The 26,635-nt window shown below is 48.2% G+C and carries 13 protein-coding genes and 2 pseudogenes; 3 read left to right on the forward strand and 12 right to left on the reverse strand.

Annotated features, from left to right (window positions below; all coding sequences use genetic code 11):
• Positions 1 to 66: 66 nt before the first annotated feature.
• Positions 67 to 2,739: a 2-oxoglutarate dehydrogenase E1 component gene (locus OIR97_RS00795; protein ID WP_169543848.1), complete on the forward strand. Its 2,673-nt coding sequence runs from the start codon at positions 67 to 69 to the stop codon at positions 2,737 to 2,739.
• A 285-nt stretch (positions 2,740 to 3,024) separates the two neighbouring features.
• On the opposite strand, the gene OIR97_RS00800 is transcribed toward OIR97_RS00795, so the two are convergent.
• The 3 genes from OIR97_RS00800 to OIR97_RS00810 form a co-directional block, all read right to left on the reverse strand.
• Complete coding sequence (locus OIR97_RS00800; protein WP_169543849.1) at positions 3,025 to 3,657, reverse strand: RraA family protein; 633 nt, start codon at positions 3,655 to 3,657, stop codon at positions 3,025 to 3,027.
• A gap of 359 nt (positions 3,658 to 4,016) precedes the next feature.
• A complete protein-coding gene (locus OIR97_RS00805; RefSeq protein ID WP_169543850.1) occupies positions 4,017 to 5,270 on the reverse strand; it encodes a Y-family DNA polymerase in 1,254 nt (417 codons plus the stop codon).
• Positions 5,271 to 5,696, reverse strand: coding sequence for a LexA family protein (locus OIR97_RS00810; RefSeq protein WP_169543851.1), 426 nt, complete (start codon positions 5,694 to 5,696; stop codon positions 5,271 to 5,273). It lies immediately after the preceding gene.
• Positions 5,697 to 5,911: 215 nt separating this feature from the next.
• On the opposite strand from OIR97_RS00810, the gene OIR97_RS00815 reads away from it, so the two are divergent.
• Entirely contained in the window at positions 5,912 to 6,436 is a 525-nt protein-coding gene (locus tag OIR97_RS00815) for a thermonuclease family protein (protein ID WP_267177753.1), read from the forward strand.
• A gap of 367 nt (positions 6,437 to 6,803) precedes the next feature.
• On the opposite strand, the gene OIR97_RS00820 is transcribed toward OIR97_RS00815, so the two are convergent.
• From OIR97_RS00820 to OIR97_RS18745, 9 genes and pseudogenes are all read right to left on the reverse strand, one after another.
• Positions 6,804 to 7,643, reverse strand: a complete 840-nt coding sequence (locus OIR97_RS00820) for a DUF3800 domain-containing protein (RefSeq protein ID WP_169543852.1) — start codon at positions 7,641 to 7,643, stop codon at positions 6,804 to 6,806.
• A 3-nt stretch (positions 7,644 to 7,646) separates the two neighbouring features.
• Positions 7,647 to 9,140 carry a Fic family protein gene (locus OIR97_RS00825; protein WP_169543853.1) on the reverse strand — a complete coding sequence of 498 codons (1,494 nt, stop codon included), beginning with the start codon at positions 9,138 to 9,140 and terminating at the stop codon, positions 7,647 to 7,649.
• A 777-nt stretch (positions 9,141 to 9,917) separates the two neighbouring features.
• The gene (locus tag OIR97_RS00830; protein WP_169543854.1) at positions 9,918 to 13,334 is read right to left on the reverse strand and encodes a TM0106 family RecB-like putative nuclease; all 3,417 of its coding nucleotides are present in this window, start codon (positions 13,332 to 13,334) and stop codon (positions 9,918 to 9,920) included.
• A gap of 66 nt (positions 13,335 to 13,400) precedes the next feature.
• Positions 13,401 to 15,260 carry a UvrD-helicase domain-containing protein gene (locus OIR97_RS00835; RefSeq protein WP_169543855.1) on the reverse strand — a complete coding sequence of 620 codons (1,860 nt, stop codon included), beginning with the start codon at positions 15,258 to 15,260 and terminating at the stop codon, positions 13,401 to 13,403.
• Entirely contained in the window at positions 15,257 to 17,230 is a 1,974-nt protein-coding gene (locus tag OIR97_RS00840; protein ID WP_169543856.1) for an ATP-dependent nuclease, read from the reverse strand. The genes OIR97_RS00835 and OIR97_RS00840 overlap by 4 nt, the downstream gene beginning before the upstream one ends.
• Positions 17,231 to 17,292: 62 nt before the next feature.
• Complete coding sequence (locus tag OIR97_RS00845; RefSeq protein WP_169543857.1) at positions 17,293 to 20,514, reverse strand: type I restriction endonuclease subunit R; 3,222 nt, start codon at positions 20,512 to 20,514, stop codon at positions 17,293 to 17,295.
• Between the two features lie 4 nt (positions 20,515 to 20,518).
• Positions 20,519 to 21,676 carry a restriction endonuclease subunit S gene (locus OIR97_RS00850; RefSeq protein WP_169543858.1) on the reverse strand — a complete coding sequence of 386 codons (1,158 nt, stop codon included), beginning with the start codon at positions 21,674 to 21,676 and terminating at the stop codon, positions 20,519 to 20,521.
• Positions 21,673 to 23,675, reverse strand: a pseudogene (locus OIR97_RS18740) (N-6 DNA methylase). Before OIR97_RS18740 ends, OIR97_RS00850 begins: the two are co-directional and overlap by 4 nt.
• Before the next feature lie 289 nt (positions 23,676 to 23,964).
• Positions 23,965 to 24,551: pseudogene (locus OIR97_RS18745) on the reverse strand (IS6 family transposase).
• A gap of 331 nt (positions 24,552 to 24,882) precedes the next feature.
• On the opposite strand from OIR97_RS18745, the gene OIR97_RS00865 reads away from it, so the two are divergent.
• Positions 24,883 to 26,409 carry a hypothetical protein gene (locus OIR97_RS00865; RefSeq protein ID WP_169543859.1) on the forward strand — a complete coding sequence of 509 codons (1,527 nt, stop codon included), beginning with the start codon at positions 24,883 to 24,885 and terminating at the stop codon, positions 26,407 to 26,409.
• Positions 26,410 to 26,635 lie beyond the last annotated feature (226 nt).

Genomic DNA, 26,635 nt, shown 5'->3' on the forward strand with positions numbered 1-26,635 from the left:
CACTTTGGCGAGAGTGTATTAATCCGTTGATTACCCAATAAATCGACCGCAATTGAGGCCAAAATCATGTACTTCCAATATGCCGGCGAAAGCGCTTTTTTTCTTGATCTTTATGCACGCTATAGGCGTGACCCCACGTCAGTCCCGCAAGACTGGCGCTTGCATTTCGAAGGATATGATGGTGACAGCACAGCGGATCCGGCGGCGGCACCTTCCTCAGAGCTGGGCGATTTCCTGACTGAGGCTTATCGTGAGTATGGCCATAAGGAAGCTAACCTCGATCCGTTGGGGTTGACGCGGCGTGTGCAATCCAGGCGTCTAGACGCCGCGCGGTCGCTGGTTGAAGGGCAGACACTCGAAGTCCGTCTGGCGGGGGTTCAGAAGCAACTTGGGGCCCAACAAGCTATTGACGAGTTGGCCAAGCTATATGCGGGAAATGTTTCTTTGCAGGCTGCGCATATCGATGATCCCGAACAGCGCGACTGGCTCTTTGATGCCTACGAGGATGAAATTTCTCAAAATCCAGATGAAGGAAGCATGTCGCGTGCACTTGAGGCTGTTGTTCTGGCAGATGAATTCGAAAAGACGCTGAAGAAAAAGTGGCCCGCAAAGAAAAGGTTTGGCAGTGAAGGTTCAGAAGCGACTATGGTACTTTTAGGCGAAGCTTTTCACGTGGCGAATTCCACCGGTTATCGTGAAGCTGTGATTGGTGGTATGCATCGGGGACGTCTCGCCTCGTTGGCGACAGTGTTCGGAAAAGACTTGTCGAGGCTGATCGCCGAGATCAAGGGCGTGGACGTAACCGAAGGCGATCACAGTTTTACCGGAGATGTTCCTTATCACAACGGTTTGCGTGCCACTATCGATATCGACGGGTGCGACTTCGAGGTGCGGGTTCTGCCACATCCGTCGCATCTGACGGTAGTCGCTCCGGTGGCGCTCGGCGCGGCCCGCGCGCGCGAAGAAATTCGTAGGGACGGCAAGGTACTTTCCCTGCTTATGCACACCGATGCCGCGTTCGCGGGTCAGGGTCTGGTCAGTGAATTGCTACAGATGGATGGTCTTACAGGATATTCGACCGGCGGGGCGATCCACATTGTCGTCAACAACCAGATCGGATTCACGACGCTGCCCGATGAAGGTCGCTCGACGCCTCACCCAACTGACATCGGCCTCGCCTATGGTTTGCCGATCTTCCATGTGAATGGTGACAATCCACTGGCCGCCGCTGCGATAATGCGCGTCGCGGTTGCATGGCGGAATCACACCGGTAAAGGCTCACTCATCAATCTGGTCTGCTATCGCCGCAATGGCCACAACGAACTGGACGAGCCACGCTTTACGCAGCCGCAGATCTGGTCAGTAGTCGACAAGCATCCGGCGAATGCGGTCAGCTGTACGGCGATGGTCAAAGCAAAATCGGCGAGCGCGGTTAACAAAGCGGAAACCGCACGCCGGGCATTCGCTGGCCGGCTCGAAGCTGTGTTCCAACGGAGTGAGTTATCTAACAAGCACAACGGTCCGGATGAAACTATAGTATTTCCGGCCACTAGGGCGCCATCCGTTAGCGAAGGTAAAACTGGAGTTGCACTGGATCAATTGCAAAAAATTGCATCGGTGACTACTGAATTACCGAAGGGCTACGAAGTCCACCCGAAAGTAGCTTCGTTTTACAAAGCGCGACGGAACAGCCTCCTGCCGGGTGGCGAAATAAACATGGCAACCGCCGAAGCCATGGCATATGCGACGCTTCTGGCCGAAGGAACATCGGTGCGTATGAGTGGCCAAGACTCCGTGCGGGGTACGTTTACTCAGCGTCACTTTGCCGTACACGATCAGGCAACAGGCGCCTCAATGTTCCCGCTTGAGCAATGTGTGGCAGATGGTGCACGATTTGACGCCATCAACTCGCCGCTGATCGAATATGGTGTGCTATCGTTTGAATACGGCGTGAGCCTGGCTGATCCAGACCGCCTAGTGGTGTGGGAAGCGCAATTTGGCGACTTTCTGAATGGTGCACAGATCGTCGTGGACCAATTCATTGTCACGGCTAAAGCCAAATGGCGGATGGACTCATCGCTGGTAATTTCACTGCCACACGGTTTAGAGGGGCAGGGGCCCGACCACTCCTCTGCTCGGATCGAGCGCATTCTCCAAAGTGCGGTCGATGACAACATGTATGTCGCCAATCCTTCGACACCGGCGAACCTATTCCATCTGCTTCGCCGCCAACAGCGCGGTGATAGCAGACGCCCACTATTTCTGATTTCGCCCAAGTCCCTACTGCGTCTGAAGGCCTGCGTCTCAAAAATCCAAGATTTTGATGATGACACTGAATTCCAGCCGGTGATTGAGACGCCAGCGCCTGCCAAGACTCGCCGGATCGTAATGTGCAGCGGCAAGATCTACTACGCGCTTGCTCAGTCGGTCGAAGCGAACGGGCCCGATGGCATTTATTTCGTTAGGGTGGAAGAGCTTTATCCTTTCCCAGAGGTGAAGATCGCCAAAATTTTGAAAAAGCACGCTGGAGTAGAACTGGTGTGGTGTCAGGAAGAAGCGCGTAATCAGGGCGCTTATAATCATGTTAAAGACCAGATCGCGGCGATAGCGCCTGAGCAGAAACTGTGGTTCGTAGGCCGGCCGCGCATGGCTGCTGCCGCCGGTGGTTCGATCGATAGGCATGAGATTGAGCAGGCTGCGCTTATTGATCTGGCACTTAATGGATCATTCGATGCCTGAATGGCTGGCCAGATAGAAGATAAGTTAAGAGATGAACAGTGCAACAAAATAGAGAGTGGAACGTGCCATCGTATATTCCTACAGGATTGTTTTAGGCAGTCTCCTTTTCATACTGCACTCGAAATCGCTCAGTGTGAGGTAGGTGCGTTCGAGGCGATACGAGGCAGCGGTTGATCAACCCGCGGCACGTATATTTGTTTCATATGATTTTTCGCGGATATAGTTAATTGCATCACGAATTGAATGGTTTGTCCAGACTTTGGAGAAAGCGGTTCAACAGTAGAATCATGCGTGGCGCAACGAGGCAGATATCTGAGAGAAGGTTTCGCCCGCGTCCAACCGCTCCATAAAGCGCTCGTCTCGTGCGTGCAGCTCTTCGGCCTTTGATAGTACTTCTTCTGCACGTTCTTTTGGCAGTACCACTGTACCGGTATCATCGATGATTACGAGATCACCCACACACACATCGACACCGCCACAAGTGACTGGTTCATCCATCGACATGACCTTCGCACGCCCCTTCCCGGAACGGGGGGTTCGATATTTCGCCGCGACGGTCAAACCAGAAGCGCAAATTTCCTCTAGATCGCGGCAACCCCCGTCGATCACCACGCCCGCAGCTTTACGTTGTGTCAATACCCTACTAGCCAGGCCTCCAAATGTTGAGACATCCACTCCGCCCATTGCAACGACCAGAACTTCGCCTTCAGACACAGCATCAAAGCCGACGCCAACCTTGAAATCCTCAAACGGAAAGGCGCCATAAGCGGCCGTCTTTTCAAGCATTGTCCGCGCGAAGCCTACTATTCGCCCGGCACCGCTCTGACGCTGTATGCCCGACATAATGCCAGGCAGGCCCAGATCATCCAGAGCATCGGCAAGTGTTGCAGTAGCCAGAATTTTTGCGCGTTCAATCATTTTAGTCGGCTCCCAATTTGGTAGCCAGATGCAGAATCACGCGTGATAGCATCTGGTGTGTTGTCTTTTCATCTTCTTCCCTTAACGGTTATTACGATGAATCAGAAATCCTCTGTCTTCGGATGGCTTGCCACCATTGCCCTCGATACAACTTCTCCTTTTCCAAAACGGTGGTTATTTACTATTCTTTCATGGAAAGCAGTAATCAGATGGCGTCTATCCCTAACCTTTGTTGCGCCCATTTGGCAAGGTCAATAATTGAGTCTCACACATATAAATTCACCTTGCTAAAGGGGTGCCATCCAGACATGACAACGCCCAAAAGGGAGCTTATGGTTAGGTTTATCAATCAGATATTTTCAATCAGACGATACCTTCTGAAGATCCTTCCAGTTAGATGTATAGCAGGGGCTTAAATGTTCTCTCGCCATCCACCAATTTCGGGTAAATCCACTGGATGCGATCCGGACCGTTTCACGGCCAAAGCGTTGGTTAAGTCCATCTAAGGTTTTCATCAAATTTGCCGAAGAACCCTCATCTGATCCTGATGTAAAAAGGGACGGTTGGCTTTCATGAGCGTAGACCAGTTCGGAAAGCGTTATTCCGGCCTTCTGATATGCTGAACCTTCAACTGAAATTTTACGTAATCCTTCTAAAGCGGCTCTGACGAGGGTAGGGGTGTTATTCGTCGCTTCCGGAAATATCATTGTTGCGGAAGATCCTGGCTGGCGATGCGCTTCTTTGAGGGGCGGATTTACAAAGACCGAGAGGCGGTGGGCAAATACCTTCTTCTGGCGCGCCTTCTCAGCCGCGCGGGATGCATACAAGGCAACGGCCTCTTGCAAGTCTTTGAGGGTATGTACCCGGCCCTTAAATCCTCGACTGACCATGATGTGTTGGGGATGAGGGGGCGCTTCATTGAAGGTGAAACAAGGAACACCCTGCAGCTCCCGCACGGTCTTTTCTAAAACAACGCTAAAATGCTGCCGAATAAAGCGCGGATCTTGTTTTTGCAAAGACCGGGCATTCTTTATTCCCATCTCATTGAGGCGGCGACCAAGGCGGCGGCCAACACCCCAAACTTCCTGAACGTCAATTTGCGCGAGGTAGGAGGTTGGATCGTTTGGTAGGATAACCACACCGTCACTTGCGGGATTCTTTTTAGCGATCCGATTGGCGATTTTGGCAAGGGTCTTTGTTGGTGCAACACCAACACTAACTGGAATACCCGTTGATTGTTCAACATCGGCTTTCAAATTCCGGCAATATCGGTCGCGATTGCGAAAGCCGGAAAAATCTAAAAAGGCTTCGTCAATGCTGTAAACTTCTACCGCCGGGGCTTTGGCCTTGAGGATTTTCATAACCCGAGCCGAAAAGTCGCCATACAGAGCATAGTTTGAGCTGAAAACCGTAACACCGGCTTGTGCGAGTTTGTCTCGGACCTGGAAATAAGGCGCGCCCATTTCAATGCCGAGTGTTTTGGATTGAGCGCACCTGGCAATAACGCAGCCATCATTGTTCGAGAGAACAACAACAGGCTTTGTGCGTAAATCAGGCCGAAAAACCCGCTCGCAGGAAGCATAAAAGTTATTGCAGTCGACTAAGGCCAGCATTTAAAACCGGTGGATGGCGGCCTTTACGACCCCCCATATCAGTGTATCCTCTGTGATAGGTATTTCCGGATAATCTGGGTTGGCTGGTATCAGGCATGGTTTTTTATCAACAACCACGTACATCTTCACCGTCAGTTCACCGTTTAGAGCGGCAACAACGATCATCCCAGACTTTGGGGTGATGGACCGATCAATCACCAAAATCGAGCCGTCGAGGATTCCGACACCTTTCATGCTGTCGCCGGTGACCCGCATGAGGAATGTTGCCGGAGGATTTGTCACGAGTAATTCATTCAGATCCAGCGGATCTTCTAGCCAGTCTTCCGCCGGAGAGGGAAACCCAGCAGGAACTAAGCCGCCAAATTGCTGCAAAGGTATCTTTGATTTAATCGTCGCGGGATTGATTTGAAGAATCTGTACTGTCATTTGGCAATGAGAACAAACAAAGAACATTTCTGCAAGAAAAATTCTTCAAACCTAGTCATTGAGTATAATAATTTCTTCAAAACATTCGTACTCTTTCTGGGTAGTAAGTTTCCGTTAATTTGTCTGAGTTAGTCTTTTTGTTAAATTTTATGACGGCGCTTGCGGTTTAGTTTCGTGGGCTTTTGATAAGTTGTAAATTAAACAGAAAGATTATTGTGGTCCGAAAAATCCTGTCCCTGAAAAAATATAAAAACGATATTTTGAAGCGGAAAGCGTCGAGTCTTTTCAAAGGAATATTGACTGCAAGTATTACAGGGATTTTTCTAGGCGCGTTCTATCTGTTTGTTGATGAAATTGATTTCTCAGAAATATCCAATGAAGAGGAACTAACGGGTTCAGTTACTCATGTAAGAGATGCCGATACGATTGAAGTATCAGGTGTCCCCATTCGGCTAAACGGTATATCCGCACCGGAGCTCAATACGCGAGAAGGGCAGAACGGGAAAACATTTCTGAAACAGCTTGTTCTTAACGAGAAAGTTGTGTGCCGGTTAAATGGGGATAGGACTCACGACCGGAAAGTTGGAGTATGCCATCTAGCAGGAAAGGATATTGGCGTAAGTATCGTCAAGGCAGGTCATGCTGCTGATTGCCCTCGATATTCAAATGGACGGTATAAGAGTTTTGAAACTGTTGAAGCTCGTCGCTGGCCACTGCCTAATTACTGTAAGGCGAGTTGATCTTTGTAAATTGCTTTTTGAGCATAAAATCAGTTTAATTTAATTGACAGTATAACACCGTGGAGGTTTTCTCATCTGACGGGGTTGATCATGCGTGATGCGCGTGATGTCGTTGAAATCAAATGGGCATCAAAGAGATTATGGTAGGGGAGGCTTGTTTGACGTCAGCGCCTATGGGCTTGAATAACGGAATTGTATAAGAGAGGGTTTCTGGTTCATCGTAATGACCCGTAGGGGAATGAAGATGAAACAGAAATTGCAGACAAGATAGAGCGGTGCCGCCGTTTGGCTGGGACATGTAGAGGGTTCATTGATGAGGGCAAACATGTCATTTTCGACGCAAGAAAATACGTGAACCTTTTCAATATTAAAGCTGCCACTCTGGGTGTTTAGCTTGATTATAGAAGTCAACACATACAGAATTGGGCGTGCGCCCGATCTTTTCTCGGCTAGGCTCCAATAATTCGATTAAACCGGCATAGTAGTCTTGCTCTCCCGCCCATGCCTCATCTTCAGATGTAAGCTCTAAGTATCGACGATATACATACGATAATGCATCAGCCACTTGAACAAGGGATGAATGATCCGACTTAATGGCAAATGCGGTATTGATAATGTGATCAAATCGATCCCCCGCACTTCTTTGGATCCAGATGGTGTTCCCTCGTCGCCTCGTCTGAATTTGGTAGAGTCCGTCAAACCAAGGATCACCTTGATATAGTGCGTCCGAAAGCGCTGGCATCTCTGTTTTGTTATCATCCATTATAACAACTGTAAGGCCTTTACTGTTCTTAATTCCTTGGACCTTCTTCTGAACAAGGCAACTAGCGAACATCGCTCCGGCCATCCAATAGCTGTTTGCAAACGGTTGGTTGTTGCCAGCGGCAGCGGCAGCATTGAAAGCGTCGAAGGAAATACCAATTCCAAAAATCTTTCCGCCATTTGCTACGGCGATGCTACAAATATCAGACAAAAAATCTTTGCGTTCTTGGGCATCAATCTGTCGCCACGCTCCTCTGCCATTGATGAATCGGCTTGTTTTGAGATCAGATCTTATCCCAGGGTGTCGATCAAATAAGGCTGCTAATTTTTCATCAAATTCAGCTGTTTTAGTACGGAGTTTGTATGCATCAACCATCAACCCACAAGTAACAAAAACATCTCCTTGATCTTGGCTGCCGCTCTCATCTAGATAAATAAATTTCATGTCTTAGCTTTCCCCCCCGCTTATATCTGCCGGTATGCGCAGGCGAGCATCTTCACCTTCAGCAAATGCATCGGTCTGTTCAAGCACCATGCGCGCATGGCTGAGATCTTGCCAATCGATCGCATGGGTATAACGCTGTGCAAAGTCTAGCATGCGGATAAGTGGGGTCGTATGGCGATTATGGGACAATGCTTTGAGCGCCCCGAGATAATCGGTACGGTAAACAGTCGGAATGATGATACGTTCTTCACCACCTGCGACCAATTCAGCATTCATCATCACACGCGCTACACGTCCATTCCCGTCAGAAAAGGGGTGAACCTCGCTCACGATGAACATCATAAAGACGGCTCTGTGAAATGGGTCCCCCAGCCCCTGAAGGAACTCGAAGCCTTTTTCAAGTGTTCCAGTCACAAGCTCAGGTTCAACAAATATAGTCTGACCGGCCCGGTTGGTCTGTTTCTTAAAGGCGCCTGGATTTTTGTCTGGGCGGGCCTCCATGATCGTGGCGTGACGACGACGCAATAGGTCGACAAACTCATTAAAGTCGGATGGCAGCTTTTTCATTTCCGTCTGATCCGAAACGATACGGAAAGTGCCAAGTACATCATGCGCATCGTCGGGACGTTCTTGCGGAATAACACCGTCAAATACGATCTCTCTGGCTTCATCGACACTAAATTCCGTTCCTTCGATAAAATTCGAGAAATAAGCTTCGAAGAAAGCAAGGTGTGCATTTGCTTCACCTGCGCGCTCAGGAGAGCGGCGTACCATGGGGACAATCTCCCGGAGAGCGGCGAAAAGTTTTTCAAAAAGTTGAATACGATCCGGATCAAATGGACTACCTGCAACACGCGCCTTGCCAACAGCAGACTTCACATCGGCTTCACGTGTTCCAAGCAAAGCTCCGACCAGATTGTTAAATTCTTCGAACTCTTTTTGGAGTCCGAGTTGTGGGGCTATTTCACGTGCCTCATCACGAATACGATTTAGGGCTGCCTCGCCCTGTCCTCGCAGCAATTTATCGAGGCGGTCTTCTATTTCTTCGTGGAAGAGTGTTCGCGCGACACGCCCGCCGCGTGCGCGCGAAGACTGCATGTTTTCAAGATAAGCTCTTGCCGGGGATGCCAAGCGGGCACCTCCGATAAAGGGCCTGTCGCTGTCGGTGGCCTCCGGACCCTTGCGCGGGCGAAACACAAGCCCCGGCAATTCAACCTTGCGCTTCTTGTCAGATATCAGAAAGACTGACCCGTCGGCAGCTGGTTTGTTTTCAATCGCCGTCCGGTCGGTGATCAAAGCATCGGGGTAATAAGCCGTGATAAGATAGTACCAGTTGCGCAGCACCAGCCTATCAGGGGCCTCTTGAAGATTGCGCGTATAAAGGCGAGAGCCGAGCTTACGCAGTTTTCCACGCGCCACCGCTTCCGATACGGCTTTGGAAATAGACGTGTCGGATACGAACACCTCTGGCATCGCATCTACCGAAAATTCTGGCATTAAGCTCTCCTTATGAGGCTATTATGCTGAATTTTCGGGATTTAATATACCATAAAACTGAATTTTTGGTATTTTAGAGAAATTTCAGGAATTTTTGACACAAAAACTATTCCCAATAAATATATGGCGGAATTATCGGGATTTAATACATCTAAAATCTGAAAATTCGAAACTTAAGATGAAAATCTGCTATATAGTTCCAACAATAAAAAGGACACCTTCGTAGCGGATACGGTTCATTTTTTCTAATTGTGTCGTTGGGTCAAAGCAGAAGTCGCAGCTGTTTTAGCAGCATTGCTAGAATTCGGATTTCGAAGGGCTTGTAGAAGCAGCTGAAGCTGCTCGCGTGCTCGTGACTTCAGTGTTTTGCTTTTGCTTGCCACTGGTGATCACTTCCTTTTAAGTTTCCTGGAGTGAGCCAGCCTCATGCTTTTCAAAAACCCCAAGTAATTTGTTCATCCGTAAATCTGCGTTTCACATAATGCCCCCGTTTGTGTTAACGAAAACACTTACTTTTGAGAGGCGTCAGTTTGGGGAGAGAGTCACTATACTTGGTGGCGATGATCATATAGTCGAAGGCGTGCAATGTTTGACGACAGCTAGCGGCATTCCTTTTCAGTCCATGAATAGGTTCGTTGATAGATCGGAATAACGAACTGCGGCAATTTTTTGAGGAATGCTAGAAGTTTGGCTTCGGCTGCTTTCATGTCTAAGGCAGCTTTCTAATTAGTGCATTCGATTTAATAGGTTACGTGATTTCCATTACTTAAAGAAGTTCTAAATTAAAGAAATTGTTTCGCTAAGCTCAAGGTATCGGCAAAAAGCATTGGCCAATTGCATCTGTCTCGGAGTTTTGCATTCTGCCTCAAAAACCTGTGGCGAAGCTACAAGGATGGCGATGCACTGCGCGCGCGAAATCGCCACGTTGAAGCGGTTTGCACTATAGAGAAATTCCATGCCGCGTGGCGCATCAGCATGGCTGGAAGTGGCCATCGAATAGATTGTAATCGGAGCTTCTTGCCCTTGGAATTTATCAACTGTTCCAACGCGCGCATCCGGCAGCCGTTGCTGAATTTCAAACACTTGCGCATTGTAGGGAGCGATTATCAGTATGTCGCCGATAGTAACCGGCTTCGTCTCGCCATCACGATCAGTCCACTCTGCACCATGATCTAATATCTTCTCCACAAGGACTTTGACAGCTTCAGCTTCCTCAATAGACGTGCTGGTGTTGCCGATGTGCGGCACTGGCATGTAGCGCATCCCTGACCCTGAGACGATACTGTCTGAGCCAATGATTTGACGTTCGCATCCCTCAATGGAATTCAGTTTTCCTTCGTAGAATAGTTCTGAATTAAACGCGCAAATTTCGGGGTGAAGGCGATAAGTAGTACTAAGGAAAAGCCCCTGTTGCGGTTCTATGGTCTGCTGCCCCCCGATCAAATAATCGAGCGCGGACACTCCCGTTCCATCTGGATGTGTACCTTGCGTGGGCTGCTCCAACTGTTGAGGGTCACCTAGCAGAATGACAGTCTGTGCTGCCTGAGAAACAGCCAAAACATTGGCAAGGGACATTTGACCTGCCTCATCGACAACGAGCACATCAACGGCTCCAAAAGCGTCTTGTTTAGCCCAGAAGAAATGCGTTGCTCCTGCTACTTTTGCACTTCCTGATGATAGTGCATTCAAGACGTCGTCGTTCGTTTTCGCAAAAGTCAGTTTTGCTCCATCTATCTCTTTATTGCCCTGTTCTGGTTTCTGGATGCTAACAAAATCTACCTCCATTTCAGGAGCGGCCTCGATCACCTTGTCCATCAGGTTTCGAATTACCTTGTGGCTGTTAGCTGTGATCCCAACGGTCTTACCCTGTTTCACCAACTCGCAGATCATGCGCGCACCTGTAAATGACTTTCCGGTGCCGGGCGGTCCTTGGACTGGGAGAACTCCACCATTCATCAATCGAGCAACCCGTAGAGCGGCTGTCAGGCTTTCTTCGCCGTCTCGTTGAAACGGTTGTCCCGAGATATCCAGTGGATTCCGCAGAAGGAGGTCGCGGGCGCTCTTATAAGCGCCGTCGCCCTCAATACCATTTTCGGCAACATATTCGCCTAGACGAAAGAGTGAGGCCGCTTGTTCTTTGGGATCAATGAATTTGTGCGCGAAAACACCCTCTGGATGAACACCTGCCGTTGCCTTCATTTTCTTGATATCGATGGTTTGATCGTCTTGCGAAACCATCATGGCGGTGCCGAGTTTGTCACCCCCTACATTGTGCAATCCTTCGTCGCCTCGAATGTCGGTTTCCTGAGCTTCAAAACTATAGCGGTGGGTCGGAATACCTGTCTTAGAAGTTTCGACTTCGCCTACGAGTTGCAAATGACCAATTCCGGCCTTTTCTTCAAGAAGTTCCAAACTGCTCAAGTCTTGCAAACGAAATTTTTCCCACCACACGGCTTTGTTCTCACGTCGGTGCCAATCAAGAATATAAGCTAGAACCCATCGTGCTTGCTCTTCTTGAGATCGTTCTTCCGGATCGACAGGCACATTACTTGTAAGAGTTTCTATTAAAGCCAGGACGCGTTGTTGCTGCTCGCTTAGTTCCTCACTGGGGCCATCTTGGCCAGGTTCGGGCCTCGGTATATCGTGCCCATCTGAAACTCTCGATGATCGGAGTTCCTCTAACCAGTCGCGCAGGCTACTGGTCGCAAAGCAATCATCGGCATTGTATGAAGCTACCACGACCTTTGTCTCTTCATTTATTGATGGGATATCATCCAGCTCTAAACCCGCTGTAACCTTGGTCAGCGCCATGTTCGCTTCAGTCAACGGTGTCTTGCGTTGATACCCGCAAAAGGGTTCGAGTTTCTTCAAAGAGTAGCTCTCTACGCTGGCCCTGATGGCGTGTTTTGTAACGGTCAGCAGATCGACTAAAACTTTGCCCCGAAGTAGATTATCGACTTCGTCCTCGCGTGTGGCATAGCGGCCCATAAGACGTTTCAGAGCGCCAGATTCATACCCGCCGAAATGGTAGACGTGCATGTCAGGAAACGTAACGCGTCGTTCGGTAACGAAATCAACAAAGCGTTCGAAGCACGCTTTCTCGCCTTGGCGGTCAAAGGCCCAGTCCTGAATATATTGGTCGGCACCAGCGCCATCTACATAGCAATATCCGAACAAATACTCCAAACCATGTTCGCCAACAAACTGGTCGCTCTCGATGTCAAAGAACACATCACCTTGCGATGGTTCCGGAAGCGCCGCAAACCCGAACTCCGGAACAACATTTAAAAACTCAAACTCGTTTTCCCCTGAGTGTCTGGCAGCAACTTGTATGGCGGCTTGAGCTTTTATTCTTTCAAATGATGCGGGTGCACCGCGCTGTGGCGTAAAGGGCAGCGGCAACGGCATATCAGCAAGTGCTTGAGTGGACCCATAGCCGTTGTCTTGGAGCTCGGTAATTTGATTTTTCGATATGCCAGCCACAAGGCAAAGATGGTCATCCGCTCGACGCCGTTGCTGGCATTGTTGTTCCCAACGGCAGACATCGCAATGGCTCTTAGGATCAGGATATTCTTCTTCGCCGTCAGTTGATTGTACAGCGCCTTCCGCAGCTGCCTTCACCCGACGGAAATAGGCGGCGTAGTCAGCAAAGCGGAATTCTTGAGGTTCGAAGTCAGACCATGGCGCTACTACATAGATATGTTCTGGGGCGCAGCCCTGCATGGCCGCCAGCAAGTCCGCGTATAGGCAAAGCTGAAGCACCGTCCCGCCCTTTGTCTCGCGGGCAAGTTTGGTATCAATTATTTCATATGAATAATCACCGAGGTTGCTTGGAATTGAAACACGCCGAAGAACATCGGCGCGACCGCTCCATCGTCCATCTCTTAAAGATGCTTGGATGATAATTTCAGAACCATTGCGCATAGCTTCCAACGTCGCATCGATTGTGCTGTCTGTGATATCAACGCCCGGTATTTCTGTAACTTGATGGCCTCGTTCGCGCAGGTGCCCAATATATGCATCTTCGTGCCGCTGACCACGTTCTCGAAGGATTTCTAAGAGGGGATCGTAGTGATCGGGCTTTTTTAATTCACCATTTGCGACTTGAACATCCAGTGCCGTTAAGTGCCCGCAGTTAAGATGTCCGACCAAGTCTGTCGCGCTGAGTTGAATGTTGCCTTCGATATTCTTCATGAACTTCGCCGCTAATAATTGATTAACTTATTATTTCAAACTCTTTGTTGTGAACGCATATGGTTGTTACGGTTTGTTGAAAAAGGAAACGTTCGAGATTTTCAGCTTCTCAACAAAGTCCTTGATGTTTCTCGCTCCCCTTGAGTCCTTGGTAAACGAAAAATAGACGCGTTCACGCGCCCTCGACAGCGCTACGAAGAAAACATTTACGTCGTCGTCATTTCCCCAAAAGGCGTCATCATTAAATTCGACAAAAACCACTGTGTGATACTCAAGCCCTTTGCTCTTATGGATCGTCATTAATCGAACAGATTCCGCACCTTCCATGTTTGAAATGCACTGAGACCAACTATTTGCATCTTCCCGGCATTCCTCAAAGAAAGCCCTGAAACCCGCAATTATTGCATCTAAACGCTCACCCCCGACATATTCACGATAAGTGCGTTGCAACTCACCTCGTGATACGAATGCCAAAATAAGGTCGGAAATTTCCTGCCCCTCAACTTCGTTGGGAGCTCTGCCATCGAGTAAGTCTTTCAATTGAGAGACCAAACTCCTCACAGCAAAAAGAGCTTCGCTATGCCCTTGGTCGCTATTGAGATCAGCTCCGCGAACATCTGCAATTGTGTTGCGACATTCTTGAAATGGTTGTCCAATTCTTACATTTACTGAGAGCTTTAGTGCGGAAAGCATAAATGTATATGCTTTTTCCTTCACCAGATCTTGAATCGCAATCCCTCCGACCTGCCTTGCTTCGTTTCTAAGTTTTAAGCCCTTATTTTTGAAGTTAGCCTTTATTCGTTCTTCCACTTCGTTAATTCTAAGCCGAGCCAAAATAACAAAGTCGGCAGGGTTCAAGTCAGGATTTTTTTCGAGCTCACTCGCAACAAAGGAAGCAATATACTCACCTTCGTCCTGTCTGGTTTCGAACACCCATCCTTCAACCGCGTTTTCAGGCACTGGTTCATCAGCCCGTGCGCACTCAGTTGGTATGAATTCTTCATCAAATGTAGCAGTCAAATCATTGATCAGTTGAACAACTCTAGAATTTGATCGGAAGTTAAAGAGCAGCCTTTTATCGGTAGCGATGAAATCTGTTTCGAATTGGTCAAAGATATCAGCGCGAGCACCAGCCCAACGCATAATGGCCTGATTTGAATCACCAACAGCGGTAAGGACAGCGCTTGAACCCCAAAAGGCTACTTTGATCAAGTCGTACTGACGCTGAGTAACATCTTGAAACTCGTCCAAGAACACATGTGAATATGTGCTCCTCAAAGCGGACAAAATGCTGTCGTGGCTTTGAAGAATTTGAATAGCCAAGAGCTTAATCATATCAAAAGTAAGGCATGAAGGAGATGCCCCAATTTGATCACGCCACCAAATACACTGGATTTGTTGTTCTAACGTCGTGGCATTCTCCAAGTTGGTAGTTGGAATAGAACTATGCGTTATCCGCTCAAGCTGCTTATTGTTTACTGATTTGATGTCAGGATAGTCATCACTATATCTGTTTCCAAAGTCTTCCCAGATATCCCTATTTGGAAAGATAATTTTGTAGTCAGGAGATGGACGCAACTGAGCGGGAAGGGCCTCTAAGAACTGATCAACAATTCTCTTTGCGAATGCGTCGAGTGTTAGAGATTCAAACCTATTCGCGTGGACGGATTCAGATCGTTCGGAAACCCGTTCCTGCAAGTTTCGTGCGGCATCAACTTTGAATGAAATTGCTAAGATACGGCGCGGAGGTGGGCACAATCCTGTAGCAAGTAAGTAGGCGGCTCGTTGCGCCAAAAGCTCTGTCTTTCCAGCGCCCGGGCCAGCCAATACAGATATCGACGAATCTGACTGAACAATCTTTAGCGCGGTGCCTTCTAAACGTATCTGCGGGGACGGTTTCCAGTCATCGGGTGAAACATAAGTCATTCGTTCACCTCAGCAACGACTGGCGGAATCGGAGGTGGCGGTGGCGTGAGGATTGCTCTTGCAGCGTCTATCAAAGCTCTAAGTGGTTCAGGGCAATTTGCCTGGATCGCCGCATCATCAAGAGCTGCGAGCCCCTTGTAGTGAGAGGCTGGTTTAGAGCGAGACTTGAAAAGGTTTTTGTAAGTGAACATTTCTTTGTCTGTAAAAGCCGCACCAAGACGTGCAACGTCCACATTGCCTTTGCCGTTATCACCAAAAACTGACTTTGCGACTTTCTCCGGATCATCTTTCGCCAAATCTAAGGGGCGGCTTGGTAAATAAGCGTTGGGGAAAGACTGAACCATCATCATGTCGAGATCCAATGGGGATGAATAATAGACTTGAAGCGCTCTCATCCAATCCACCCATTGCTTGAGCATTGCTGAATTCAGCGCTTCGTTTTCCGGCACTTTAGTTGGATCAACCTCGTACCCAATATCTTTGAGCCAACTTACGGCATTCTTCATCCTTCCCATTCCAGCATTGTGCCGCCCAAGGTCAAAATCCAACAATGTTAAGCAAGGGATATCTAGTCCTCTGACCAGCTTCCACAAATGTTGAGCGTGGCGTCCACCGATTGGCACAAACGCAACGAATGATGGGTCTAATGAAACATCAAATGCTTCGGCGACTCGTGGGATAACGATACGCTCGCTGTCACCTTCACCAATAATTACAAGACGCGCGAAGTAGATTTCGGGGTTGGATAGAATGACTTGGTGAAGGAAGTTGTCTTCATCGGTTCCCTTAGCGGGTAAGGGTATCTCCTTTACGCTGGAAATGAGTGAGTTTCTGCAATTCTTAAAATACCGAACATTTCGAGGTGGAATGCGACTTAGCACGCTTGTAGAGTGGCTTGTCACAAATGACTGTGCAGAGCCCGAGTCTATGAGCTCTTCTAACAGGCCGATAAGTCGTGGCAAATAGAATGGCGCGAGATGGTTTTCTGGTTCCTCTAGCGCAAATATTGTTAGAGGTGCAGGAACAAAATCCAGAGCTTTAAACCCCTTAAGATGAGAGGGAGATTCCGCTTCCATCTTCCAAATCAAGTTATGTAACGTTGCAGACAGTGCAAAATACAGTAGCGAGATTTGCCCTTCGCTTAGTTCTTCAAGTTGGCGTTGCCCACCCCCTGGCGATTTTTCAAAGCGTAAAGTTAAATCACGGATTAGCTGTTCAAATTCTGTAGCAACGACACTGATGATTGGATTTGCATCATAGTGGCCATCGTGAAGTGCGCCCCAAAACGTTTTAAGGTCTTGGGTAACCGTTCCAATTGCATCCACGCCGTTCAGGCTATCCTCTAGCTCTTTCGCGAAAGCTTGTGACTTGCTTTTGGTTTCATCGCTCCAGTCTGCGGAACGTTCAAGCCGCTTGAGTACGTTCATCAGAGCATGGCGGGTTACAGCAAGGGAATCTCTGTGTGCAGGGATGTATACGAGCTCTGCAAATTGAGTTGGCCGTCCGCGCAACGGAGTTTTGCGCTCATCATCTGGCCCAAAGGGAACGTCATCTAAAGTTCGCACTGTATAGAGTTTTACCTCAATATCATCTTCGTGCGATTCCGACTTTTTGTAGTTTGCCTCAAGTAGCAAACGTACTTTTAGAGACTGATCTGCACTGTCAAAAAAAATGTCACTAAACACGTGCGGTATGGAATCTGGGTTGGAAAATCCAAATACGACATCAATGACGATTTCTCTTTCATCGACTTTTTGACTATCTTCTCCATGCCCGAAGTGAACATCACTCTTGCGAAGTTTCCGTTCCGATGAGACGGGCGAGAATAGCCTTTTTAAAGCTTCCAATGCCGAGGACTTGCCAGCACCGTTGTCACCAACGAAACCAGACACGCCACTATTTGTTGGAATGCTGACACATGTATCCCCGAAGCATCGGAAGTTTCGAAGGGAGATTTTTTCTATATGCATCAAATAGTCTTTCAGAAATTTATTTAACGTTCTTTGTTGCGAGCGCTAAGTGGCTTAATATTTTACATGGGTCTTGACCTGATACTTTGGTCGAAATCCTTCATTCCACTTCTTGAAAAGAATTCAAAAAGCTGATCCGTCTTTTCAGACAGATCGGACTCAGAGTAAGTATCGACAGGAAGACCAGTTCTATCGTCATAAAGGTGATCATAAATCGACTGACGGAAGCGATCACGTGTAGACGCCTTCCCGAATAAATCCTGAACATCATGCATTTGTTGTTCTAGGGACTTGAGAAGCGCAACCGCGACCGACTTAATTTTCTTGATGTCTGATTTGGACAAATCAGGTTTCAGAAGCATGTCGAAGACAGCAAGCTGTTCCTCGCTTTCCAATCCTTCCTTCACATATCTCTTGGATTCCGCACTCATTTCAGCGGTTAACCGCATCAATGCTTCAAACGTGGCTTCAATCGTGTTTTTGTCTTTTTCTTTGTTGTAGTCCCGAACAATCTCATCAAAACGTTCCTGAAAATCAGTACGTAAGGGATTTTGCTCCAGCATTTTCCGGAGCCGGTTTTCGACCACCGTCTTAACGTCCTGCACTTCAGAACGTTGGGTTTCGCTTTTCGAAAACTCTTTCCGAAGCAGATCGAAATTGATCTTTGAAATATCAAAGACCTTGTCATCGGATTCAGCATCAGCCTTCACGTCGATGGCATCACTGACGATAGCATTCAATTTCTGGATTATTTCAGAAGTATCTGCACTTTCACGATCATCTTGGAGTGTCTTGTAAAGGAAACTTATAGCTTCAGCGTCTGCGCGGTTGATTTGGACTCCTTTGAACGTAAGGCAGGCTTTGTATTTCCTAAAAACGGAACGAGCAGAAATCTCGAACTTCTTCCGGCTTTCATCATCAATATTCACGGCTTCCTTGGCATCTAGCAGTGCCTTGTTGCGGGCAAAACCGGTTGCCGTCTTTAGCGTTGCGAGATCGAAGCCATTATCATTCAATTGACTGCGGACAAATTCTATCGCTTCTACAAGTTCTTCCAGAAGTTCTTCTTCGGGATGCAACGGATCATTTTCAGTGCCGCCCTTACCATCGAAGCCACCTTCGCCTGTATGACCAGCAAAGGTTGAGAGTGCTTTTCGAAGGTTTTTTAGGATTCCACAGTAATCTACAATCAAGCCATTGTTCTTGCCCTCATGCACACGGTTTGCGCGGGCGATTGCCTGCATCAGCGTGTGCGCTTGTAGCGGCTTGTCGAGGTAAAGCGTCGAGAGAGAAGGTACGTCAAACCCGGTGAGCCACATGGCACAAACAATGACCACGCGGAAGGGATGTTCTTCGCGTTTAAAAGCGGATTCAACGTCAAGGCGCTTCCCATCTTCGAGTAGGAAACCTTCCCGCATAAGTTTTCTATGCGGAAAAATATCCAAGTCCCACTTGCGGAACTTGTCGACTTCACCTTGCTCGTCACTAATGACAACCGCCATTTCTGTTTCGCGCATCCATGCGAGTTGGCGTTCCCGAACCAACTGATCCTGGTCGTCTTTCGCCGTTGAAAGCTCTGCTTCCAACTGCGCAATTTTGGCCTTCCATGCCTGAAGAAAATAGCCATGCATGCGAACGGCGGTGATCTTGTCAATTGCTACGAACATTGCCTTTCCGGTTTCCCAGTTCGTCGAATAATGTGCTGCAAAATCCGTTGCAATATGCTTCAGCCGCTTCTCGGCGGTAACAACATGGTATTCGCGCTTGAGCTCATTCTCTAACTTTGCGGCCACGTCCGCATCGCTGATCTCAGCATCGGCGATGGCATTGGCCAGTTTTTCATTTAGCCCTTCAGCTGATAGCCCGAGCTTATCGCCCCGCGCATCATAGTAGAGTGGAAGCGTGGCATTATCCTCGATGGCCCGCTGGAAGTCATAGGTCGAGATGTAGCCACCAAAGACGCGCTGCGTGATCTCATCGCTGGTAAACAGCGGCGTTCCAGTAAACCCAATGAAGCTGGCGTTCGGTAGAGCGTCCCGCATGTTCATCGCCAACGTTCCGTATTGCGTCCGGTGCGCTTCGTCGGTCATGACGATGATGTTTTCCCTATCGGAATAGGCCTCACCGTCTTTTATCTCTTTGTTGAACTTCTGGATCAGCGAGAAAACAAATGCTTTCTGCTGGCCAAGTAAGTTTTTCAGCTGATCACCGCTGTCGGCGCGACATGGGTCTTTGTCATTGTTGGCTAGACCAACGCCCGCGAAGGTGTCGTAAATCTGCTTATCCAGATCGGCCCGATCGGTCAGCACGAGGAAGGTGAAATCACCGCCCAGCTTACGCCTTACCTTTTGCGCGAACAGCGCCATTGAGTAGGACTTGCCCGAACCTTGCGTGTGCCAGAATACGCCAAGTTTTCCATCGCGTTCTTTACGTTCGATCACGGATTGCAGCGCACGATTGACCCCCAGGTATTGGTGGTTGCGCGCAACGATCTTGGCCAGCTTGCCGGTGCTGTCATCGAACAGAATGAAGTTCTCGAAGATGTCGAGGAAGTTGGCCTTGGTGCAGATACCCTTCACAAGGGTCTCCATTTGCACGACACCTTTTTCGCCCTCGGCCAGGCGCTTCCAATCGCTGAAGTGTTCGTACTTGGCGCTGATCGATCCGACCTTGGCCTCAATTCCATTCCCTAAGACCACAAAGGCGTTGAAGTGGAAGAGCTGCGGGATCGTGTCCATGTAGTCTTTGAAGTTGTCGTCATAGGCGCGGCGCAGCGATTTGTCTGGGCGTTTCAGCTCCACGAACATCAATGGCAGGCCGTTGACGAAACCGATGATGTCGGGGCGGCGGCGATGGCCATTTGGACCCATCACCCACATCTCACGTACGCATAGGAAATTGTTGTTGTCGGGGCTCTCGTAGTCGAAGACCTTCAGGCGCGTCTTCTTGATCTCACCGTTCTTCTTGTAGCTGGCGACCACCCCGTCACGGATCAACTCGTATTTTTCGCTGTTGGTCTGAACAGTGGATTGAAATGCCAGTGTGTCGGTGATCTGGCGCAGCGCGTACGAGTAGGCCTCATCCGGCAAGCCAGGGTTCAGACGGATCAGTGCTTCGCCTAAGTGACGGGTCAGCACGACCTCGCGGTCGGACTTGCGACCAAGTGTGCCTTCCGGCCCGAAGGTTTCGCTGTTGAACGCGAAGACAGACTCCCAACCGAGTTCGTCCTGCAAATACTCGGCGAGGGTGGCTTGGGCCAATCTGTCTTCGGTGTAATCGTTCATGTTGTCAAATTTCTAATCTGCCGTCCATCAGACGGGGAAGTAATAAGTCGCGGGCTCTTGCTGTCGCTGTGATTTGTACCTGCAAATTTGTAATCTGTTTTTGGATGGGGTCGACAATTGAGTCGAAATCCATACGCAGTGCATTATTTGGTATAGCGAACTTTATTTGTGATAAGACATTTGCTGTCAAAAAAGGAACAGCTGCACCGCTGGCATGACTTGCGATATCATAGCCTGAAAGTAGATAATAAAGGAAGGCTGACGAGACAAAGCCGCTATCTGGGACTGCGCCCATCATGTTGTTATCTATGATAGTGTCTCTGACTGTGACCCTCACACGGTTCTTTTTGAGTGCCTCACCAATCTTCGCAAAAACAATTGTTCCAGACGGAAAGGCTTTGGCCTTGAGCTCCTTTGCCTCCACTTCAGAAACCCAATTGTTCGCTTCAGTGATAGAAGCGGAATTTCCAGCGCTGTTCATATCTCCCACTTTGATAAATGGGTAATCCCCCGCCTTTTGGCCTTGGAATTTCATTTTGAATGCATTGCCCCCACGAAGCTTACAAAAATCCCCCAATTCCAAAACTTCAAAAGTCTCTGGCACGCCGTCGATGATCTTGACGTGTTCATGGCCGGGAAATCGGAAATGAGTAAACCATTCGCGATACAAAAGCCGCGCTGCCTCCTCCAACAACGCAATCCGCCGCCCGTTGTTTTCGATCAGGTCATCGTATGTGGACAGGATTGAAGCGATGCGTTTCTGCGAGGTGAGGTCAGGTAAATCTATTTCATAGGACCGAAGATTTTCGATGGTTATTTGTGCTTGTGCAGCACCGGTATTCAATTTCGCCTTGAGAGGCTCCCGGCCAAGCCGATAGTACAAAAACTTCTTGTCAACGATATCCGATGATAGGCTGAGGACTATCGATAGGTTTGTTATCCATGCTTCGGGAGGCGAGATTTTTACATCACCAGTGCCCCCGACGCCCCGAGCAACTACAATCAGCTCCGGGTCCTTGTATAGAAATTCTTTTGCATAACCTGTGACCCGATATCCACTGTATATAGGATATCCCGTATCGCTCACAACGTTCTTTGGCGGCATTTTACCATACTTCATCGTGGCAAAATCGTCTATTCGCATTTTGGTCAGCGCACTCATACAAACAACTCTTCAAAATTCTTTTTGATGGTTGCCGCTAATTCCACTGCCTCGACATTTAATCCATCGATCTCGATGTGAATGTCGCGCAAGGCTTCCTCAAAATCAAAATCCTCGTCCTCTTCTTCCGGTGCTACGCCGACGTAGCGGCCCGGAGTCAGGCTCCAGTCGTTGGCTTCCAGCTCGTCTCGGCTGACCAGCTTAACCAAACCTTCCACATCGCGCAGCTCGGCATCTGGGAACCGCGTTTGCAACCATTCCGCCTGTGTATGGAAATATCGTGCACGTTTGAGATGCTCGGTTACTTTTTGTCGCGCAGTATCTAGTTCGTTCAGCCGCTTCTTGCCCTCGGCAGGTTTTGTGCCATCGGCCACGTCAGCCTCATGCACGCGAGTTGCCAGCTTGTAGAGATGGTCGATTTCCTTGACCAAGGCCCTGGCCTGAACTGCCACTGGCTCAAACGCTGTGCTGGAGGATTTCAGCCTGTCATTATCCCGGGCGGCGGCGTCCCATGTGGTGCGTGCATCCTTCGCTTTGTCACCCAGAGAAACGATATCCGCCAAGACTTCATCTGCCAGCTTGTACAATTCGTCGTCTTTGTGCGCACCAGTCAGGGCCTTCAGCGCCTTTGCAAAACCGTCGAAATCGCAGGCCTGCATCTGGGTGAACGCCGTTTCCAGATAGTCCTGCACCAGCGCCAAAAAGCGGTCAGTCTGACCGCGATAGAGCCAGACCATGCTGGACAAGTTCTGTTGCTGTTCGGGCGTAAAGTCAAAAATCTTGCGAGTCACCTTACGGTAAACGTTGCGCGCATCGATCATCAGTACCTTGTTTTTTAGGTGTTCGGGCTTGGCCTTGTCAAAGAACCAAAGCTCACACGGCACAGCGCGCGTGTAGAAAAAGTTGCCACGGATGGCCATCATGACATCGACATCGCCGGTCTTGATCATCGCTTCGCGCACTTTGGCTTCACCGCCCCAGCAGATGATGACTGCGCTGACATGACGATACCCGCGCGTCCGGTATCGGATAGGTACGAGTAAAAGAACGACATCCAGACGTAGTTGCCGTTGGACACCTTCCCCTTGTTGTTCACCCCAGGAAGCCCGAATTCCAGACGGTCGTCATTCTTGATCTTTTCGGCGTCAATTTCGTCCACGTTAAAGGGCGGATTTGCCATGACAAAATCAAACGGCCCTTTGTCCTTGTGCGGGTCGTCGTAGTAGGAAATCGCCTTACTGATATCGCCTTCAAGCCCGTGAACCGCGAGGTTCATCTTGGCTAGGCGGATCGTCGTCGGGTTCTTCTCCATCCCGTAAAAGGTCACGCGGTCGCTGGGGTTGGCTTTCATTTTTTCGATGAAATGAGCGGATTGCACGAACATGCCGCCTGAACCACAGGCGGGGTCGATGATCTTGCCGTGGTCAGGTTCGATGACGTTGACCAGCGTTTGGACGATCGAAACAGGTGTGAAAAATTCGCCGCCATCGTGGGCTTTCTGGTCAGCAAACTGCGTCAGGAAGTATTCGTAGATGCGCCCAAACACGTCACCATCAGCTTTTTGAAGCGCGGGATCGTTGAAGGTGCGCAAGAGCTGACCAAGGTCGTCATCGCCAAGTTCCTGATATTCCGACTTAGGCAGAGCGCCATCAAGGGACTGGTAGTCCGCTTCGATGCTTTCCATCGCAGCGATGATTGCACCTGCACGGTCTCCGCCATCGGGGATAGCGACCAGATGATCGAATTGCGCTTCTGGCTTCAGGAAGATCGAGCCTCGCTGCGAGAAGTCTTCCTTTGTCAGCGGGCGTGTGACGCCACCGCGCGAAGGAAGCGAAGCTTTGATGTCGTCCTGGACGCGCAGAAAGCGGCTGTAGGCGTGACGCAGGAAGATGAGGCCCATGACGGGAAGGAAATATTCGTTACTGGCGAAGTTGGAGTTTGCACGAAGGTGGTCAGCTACTGACCAAAGTCGTTTTTCGATTTCGCCTACGTGATCCATATGTCTCTCAATAATAAATTTTTGCTGTGCGAATGTTCTAGCATATTCATAATTATAAAAATTCGTTAGCGCTAAAATACACCCACAGGTTATATTAAATCTATTTCACTCGTGAATACAACAGCTTCGAGGGATTTTATTATTATCTAGATTTTGCTAATTCGTAGTTCGATGATAGTAATGAGACAGCGTGGTTCGGCGCTGATGGAGAGGCATATCTCCAAGTCCAGCGAGTGGCTCTGTCAAAGGAAACGCTCCGACCGATTTAAGTCCTAATCGCCCTCACTTATCAGGCGCATAACTGCCGCCACTCAGCTAACGTAGCTGAACGATCTTGCTTGAATGCTTGGTGACTGACAAGGTGGCGTTGGTGGTTTAAGTGGTTATAAACTGAAGAATGAATTGACGCGAATTTTTGTAAACTTTGCATATACCTGAAGCACAACATGGCAAACTCCCGTCGTCGAAATGGCAAATGAGAATTCTCACATCTTTTATTTTTCCAGCAACCCGTTTCTTGCTTCCCCGCTTTGACAGTGACATTCATGGCTGCTCGATATGAACGTAATTTATCAGTTACGATTTCTTGTGGTTGTGGTGGTTTGTCACAAAGACCTCGAGTATCTCACCTTCATGATCAACAGCACGCCACAGATAACGCAGTTCACCATTTATCTTCACGAAAACCTCATCTAGATGCCATCGCCAGTTTGAATAAATAGCGGACGGATAAATTCGTTTCTTGCGTATTTCTTTAGCGAAGATTGGGTCAAAACGGTTTCACCAATAGCGAATGGTTTCATGACAGATATCAATCCCTCGCTCGCTTAGTAGATCTTCCGCATTACGAAGTGACAGTGGATAACGAACATACATTAGCACAGCAAGCCGAATGATCTCCGGTGATGTTTTGAAATAACGAAACGGATTTTAAATTTTCATACCCAAATGCTATTGTTTTGCGGCAAAGTCGTCAAAGCGAAGTTTTGTCTGGCAGAGGCCTCGAGACCGCATCCAGGTTTGCTAGCATGTGTTTGATTATGTAGAACTTTTCTACATCCGATGCGCAAACATGGTAACAACGGATTACTGTTGCTAATCTAGTTTTAGAAACAGGAATATTGGAAAGTCCAAGGTGTTTAAGAAGCTAGGGGAGATTTATTTCTCCCTCATTATTTTAAAGCTTATCTAAAAAAGAGACTGATCTGTGAAAAAATATGCTTTTTATCTGCAAAGTATCAACATTCATCCTCATACAGATATCCGCTATGACGTAGTAAAATGCGCGCAGAATAAGCAACAATTTTTCAGCGTTGTTGAAAAACGCTACCTTGGTAATCCGAATGAAAACAACTTTGAAGAAAGGATTATTTCTCATGAAGACAGACCCGAAAAACCGGTGCTTTTCAGAAACGAAGCATTTGCTAGATCGCATATTTTAAATTTGCTGACTAAAGAAGTCTTTCAAACAAAGCTTGTTACTCGAAATATAAACCAATTGTTTCGATTGATATTATTTCCTGAAGATCGTATTTCTCCAAAAGATGACCAATATCAAGATCTTTTAGGGCTACCCACCGAGCTGCTGCAAAATCGGAAAAACATTCCGATACTTCAACTCTCCCTATTCTATCAAATTCTGAAAACTCTTTCATCTGAAACAACTGAAATGATGAAATATCTTGATAATGATGTTAAAGAACTCTTCTGTTCTCAGGATCTTATCAACGGCGCCCCCATCAAGCTTATGGCTATCAGGGCGTGCTATCCAAATCTCACTGGTTCGGTTACCTATTTTTCTAACCTTGCGACTAAGTCTTTAACGGATGAAGACAAGTGCCAAATCAAAGAAAATAGAGATATTCGCGCTGTAGAGATGGAAAACCGTTTAGAGGAGCTTCGCAAAACCGACCAGTTCTATAAAGATGAAGCTCTCAAATTGTCTCAAAGCATCACGCCGCCAGATATAAGTCAAATTCATCTAATCCCTGAAACAGATATAGCTGACTTTCAGATCAATCAGTCCAGGCATCTTCAGCAGCTACATGCAACTCTGAGGGAGCGTCCAGATTTACTCCATGTCCTGACTCAAACTGGCCCTTTTGTCACTCTCTGGATCCGTTGCTTAGAAAACGAGTCAGACGATATACAAATCTGGAAAGAATGGAATAAGTACGGAAAGCAAGATACAAAAAGGAAGATTTTTGAGCGCGCGCATTTCGCCGATATTCACCGCATCCCTATTTTGAGCCGGGGGCACCTAATCAATCTGAATAGCATTAGAGCTCGATTAAAAGATATCTACACGTCGGACCCTATGCGAGATAAAATAACTCATGAAGAACGGCAAATACTTGCAACTGCGTTGGGGCAGAACATAACCATTGTCAGAATTGGTGGAAAAGTTTTTCAGTATTTACCTGGAGAGAATATGTGGGTCCGAAAGGAGTTTGGAGTGCCCGACAGCTCAGGGTATGGCTCATCCTCTCGTTTATGGCAAGAGGGCAAAATTATCTCAAGAAACTATGGATCGACGATCATCCTTCCCTATATTAACTCAGATAATATACATGTTCATGGGCATACACGGAATAAGGCTTATGAGGGCCCAGCAAAACTTCGAAAAGAACCTGTTGAGTTATCATGGCGCTCTTATCAAATGAATAATAAAACAGACACGTGGTCGGTTGTTGAAGATGATGTCTATTACGCGGAACTGTTTAATACAGCCTAACGTTTGAAGCCGTTCTGAGTGTCTTTCTACGCCATAATTTCCTCCAATAAGTATCAATAATTCTGTTGGAGACCCTGTACATTTCTCTAAGACAAGCCCAATGATCCACCTGCCAAGCGTTGACTTACTGACCCACAAATCATCGGCTATAACTTCACGGGGTAAGCCGCTGTTCAAATCAAGCTCTGATTAAGTAAATTTACATATATCGTTGTAATGGTGGCTG

The sequence above is a fragment of the Sneathiella aquimaris genome (assembly GCF_026409565.1).
Taxonomy (GTDB): Bacteria; Pseudomonadota; Alphaproteobacteria; order Sneathiellales; family Sneathiellaceae; genus Sneathiella; species Sneathiella aquimaris.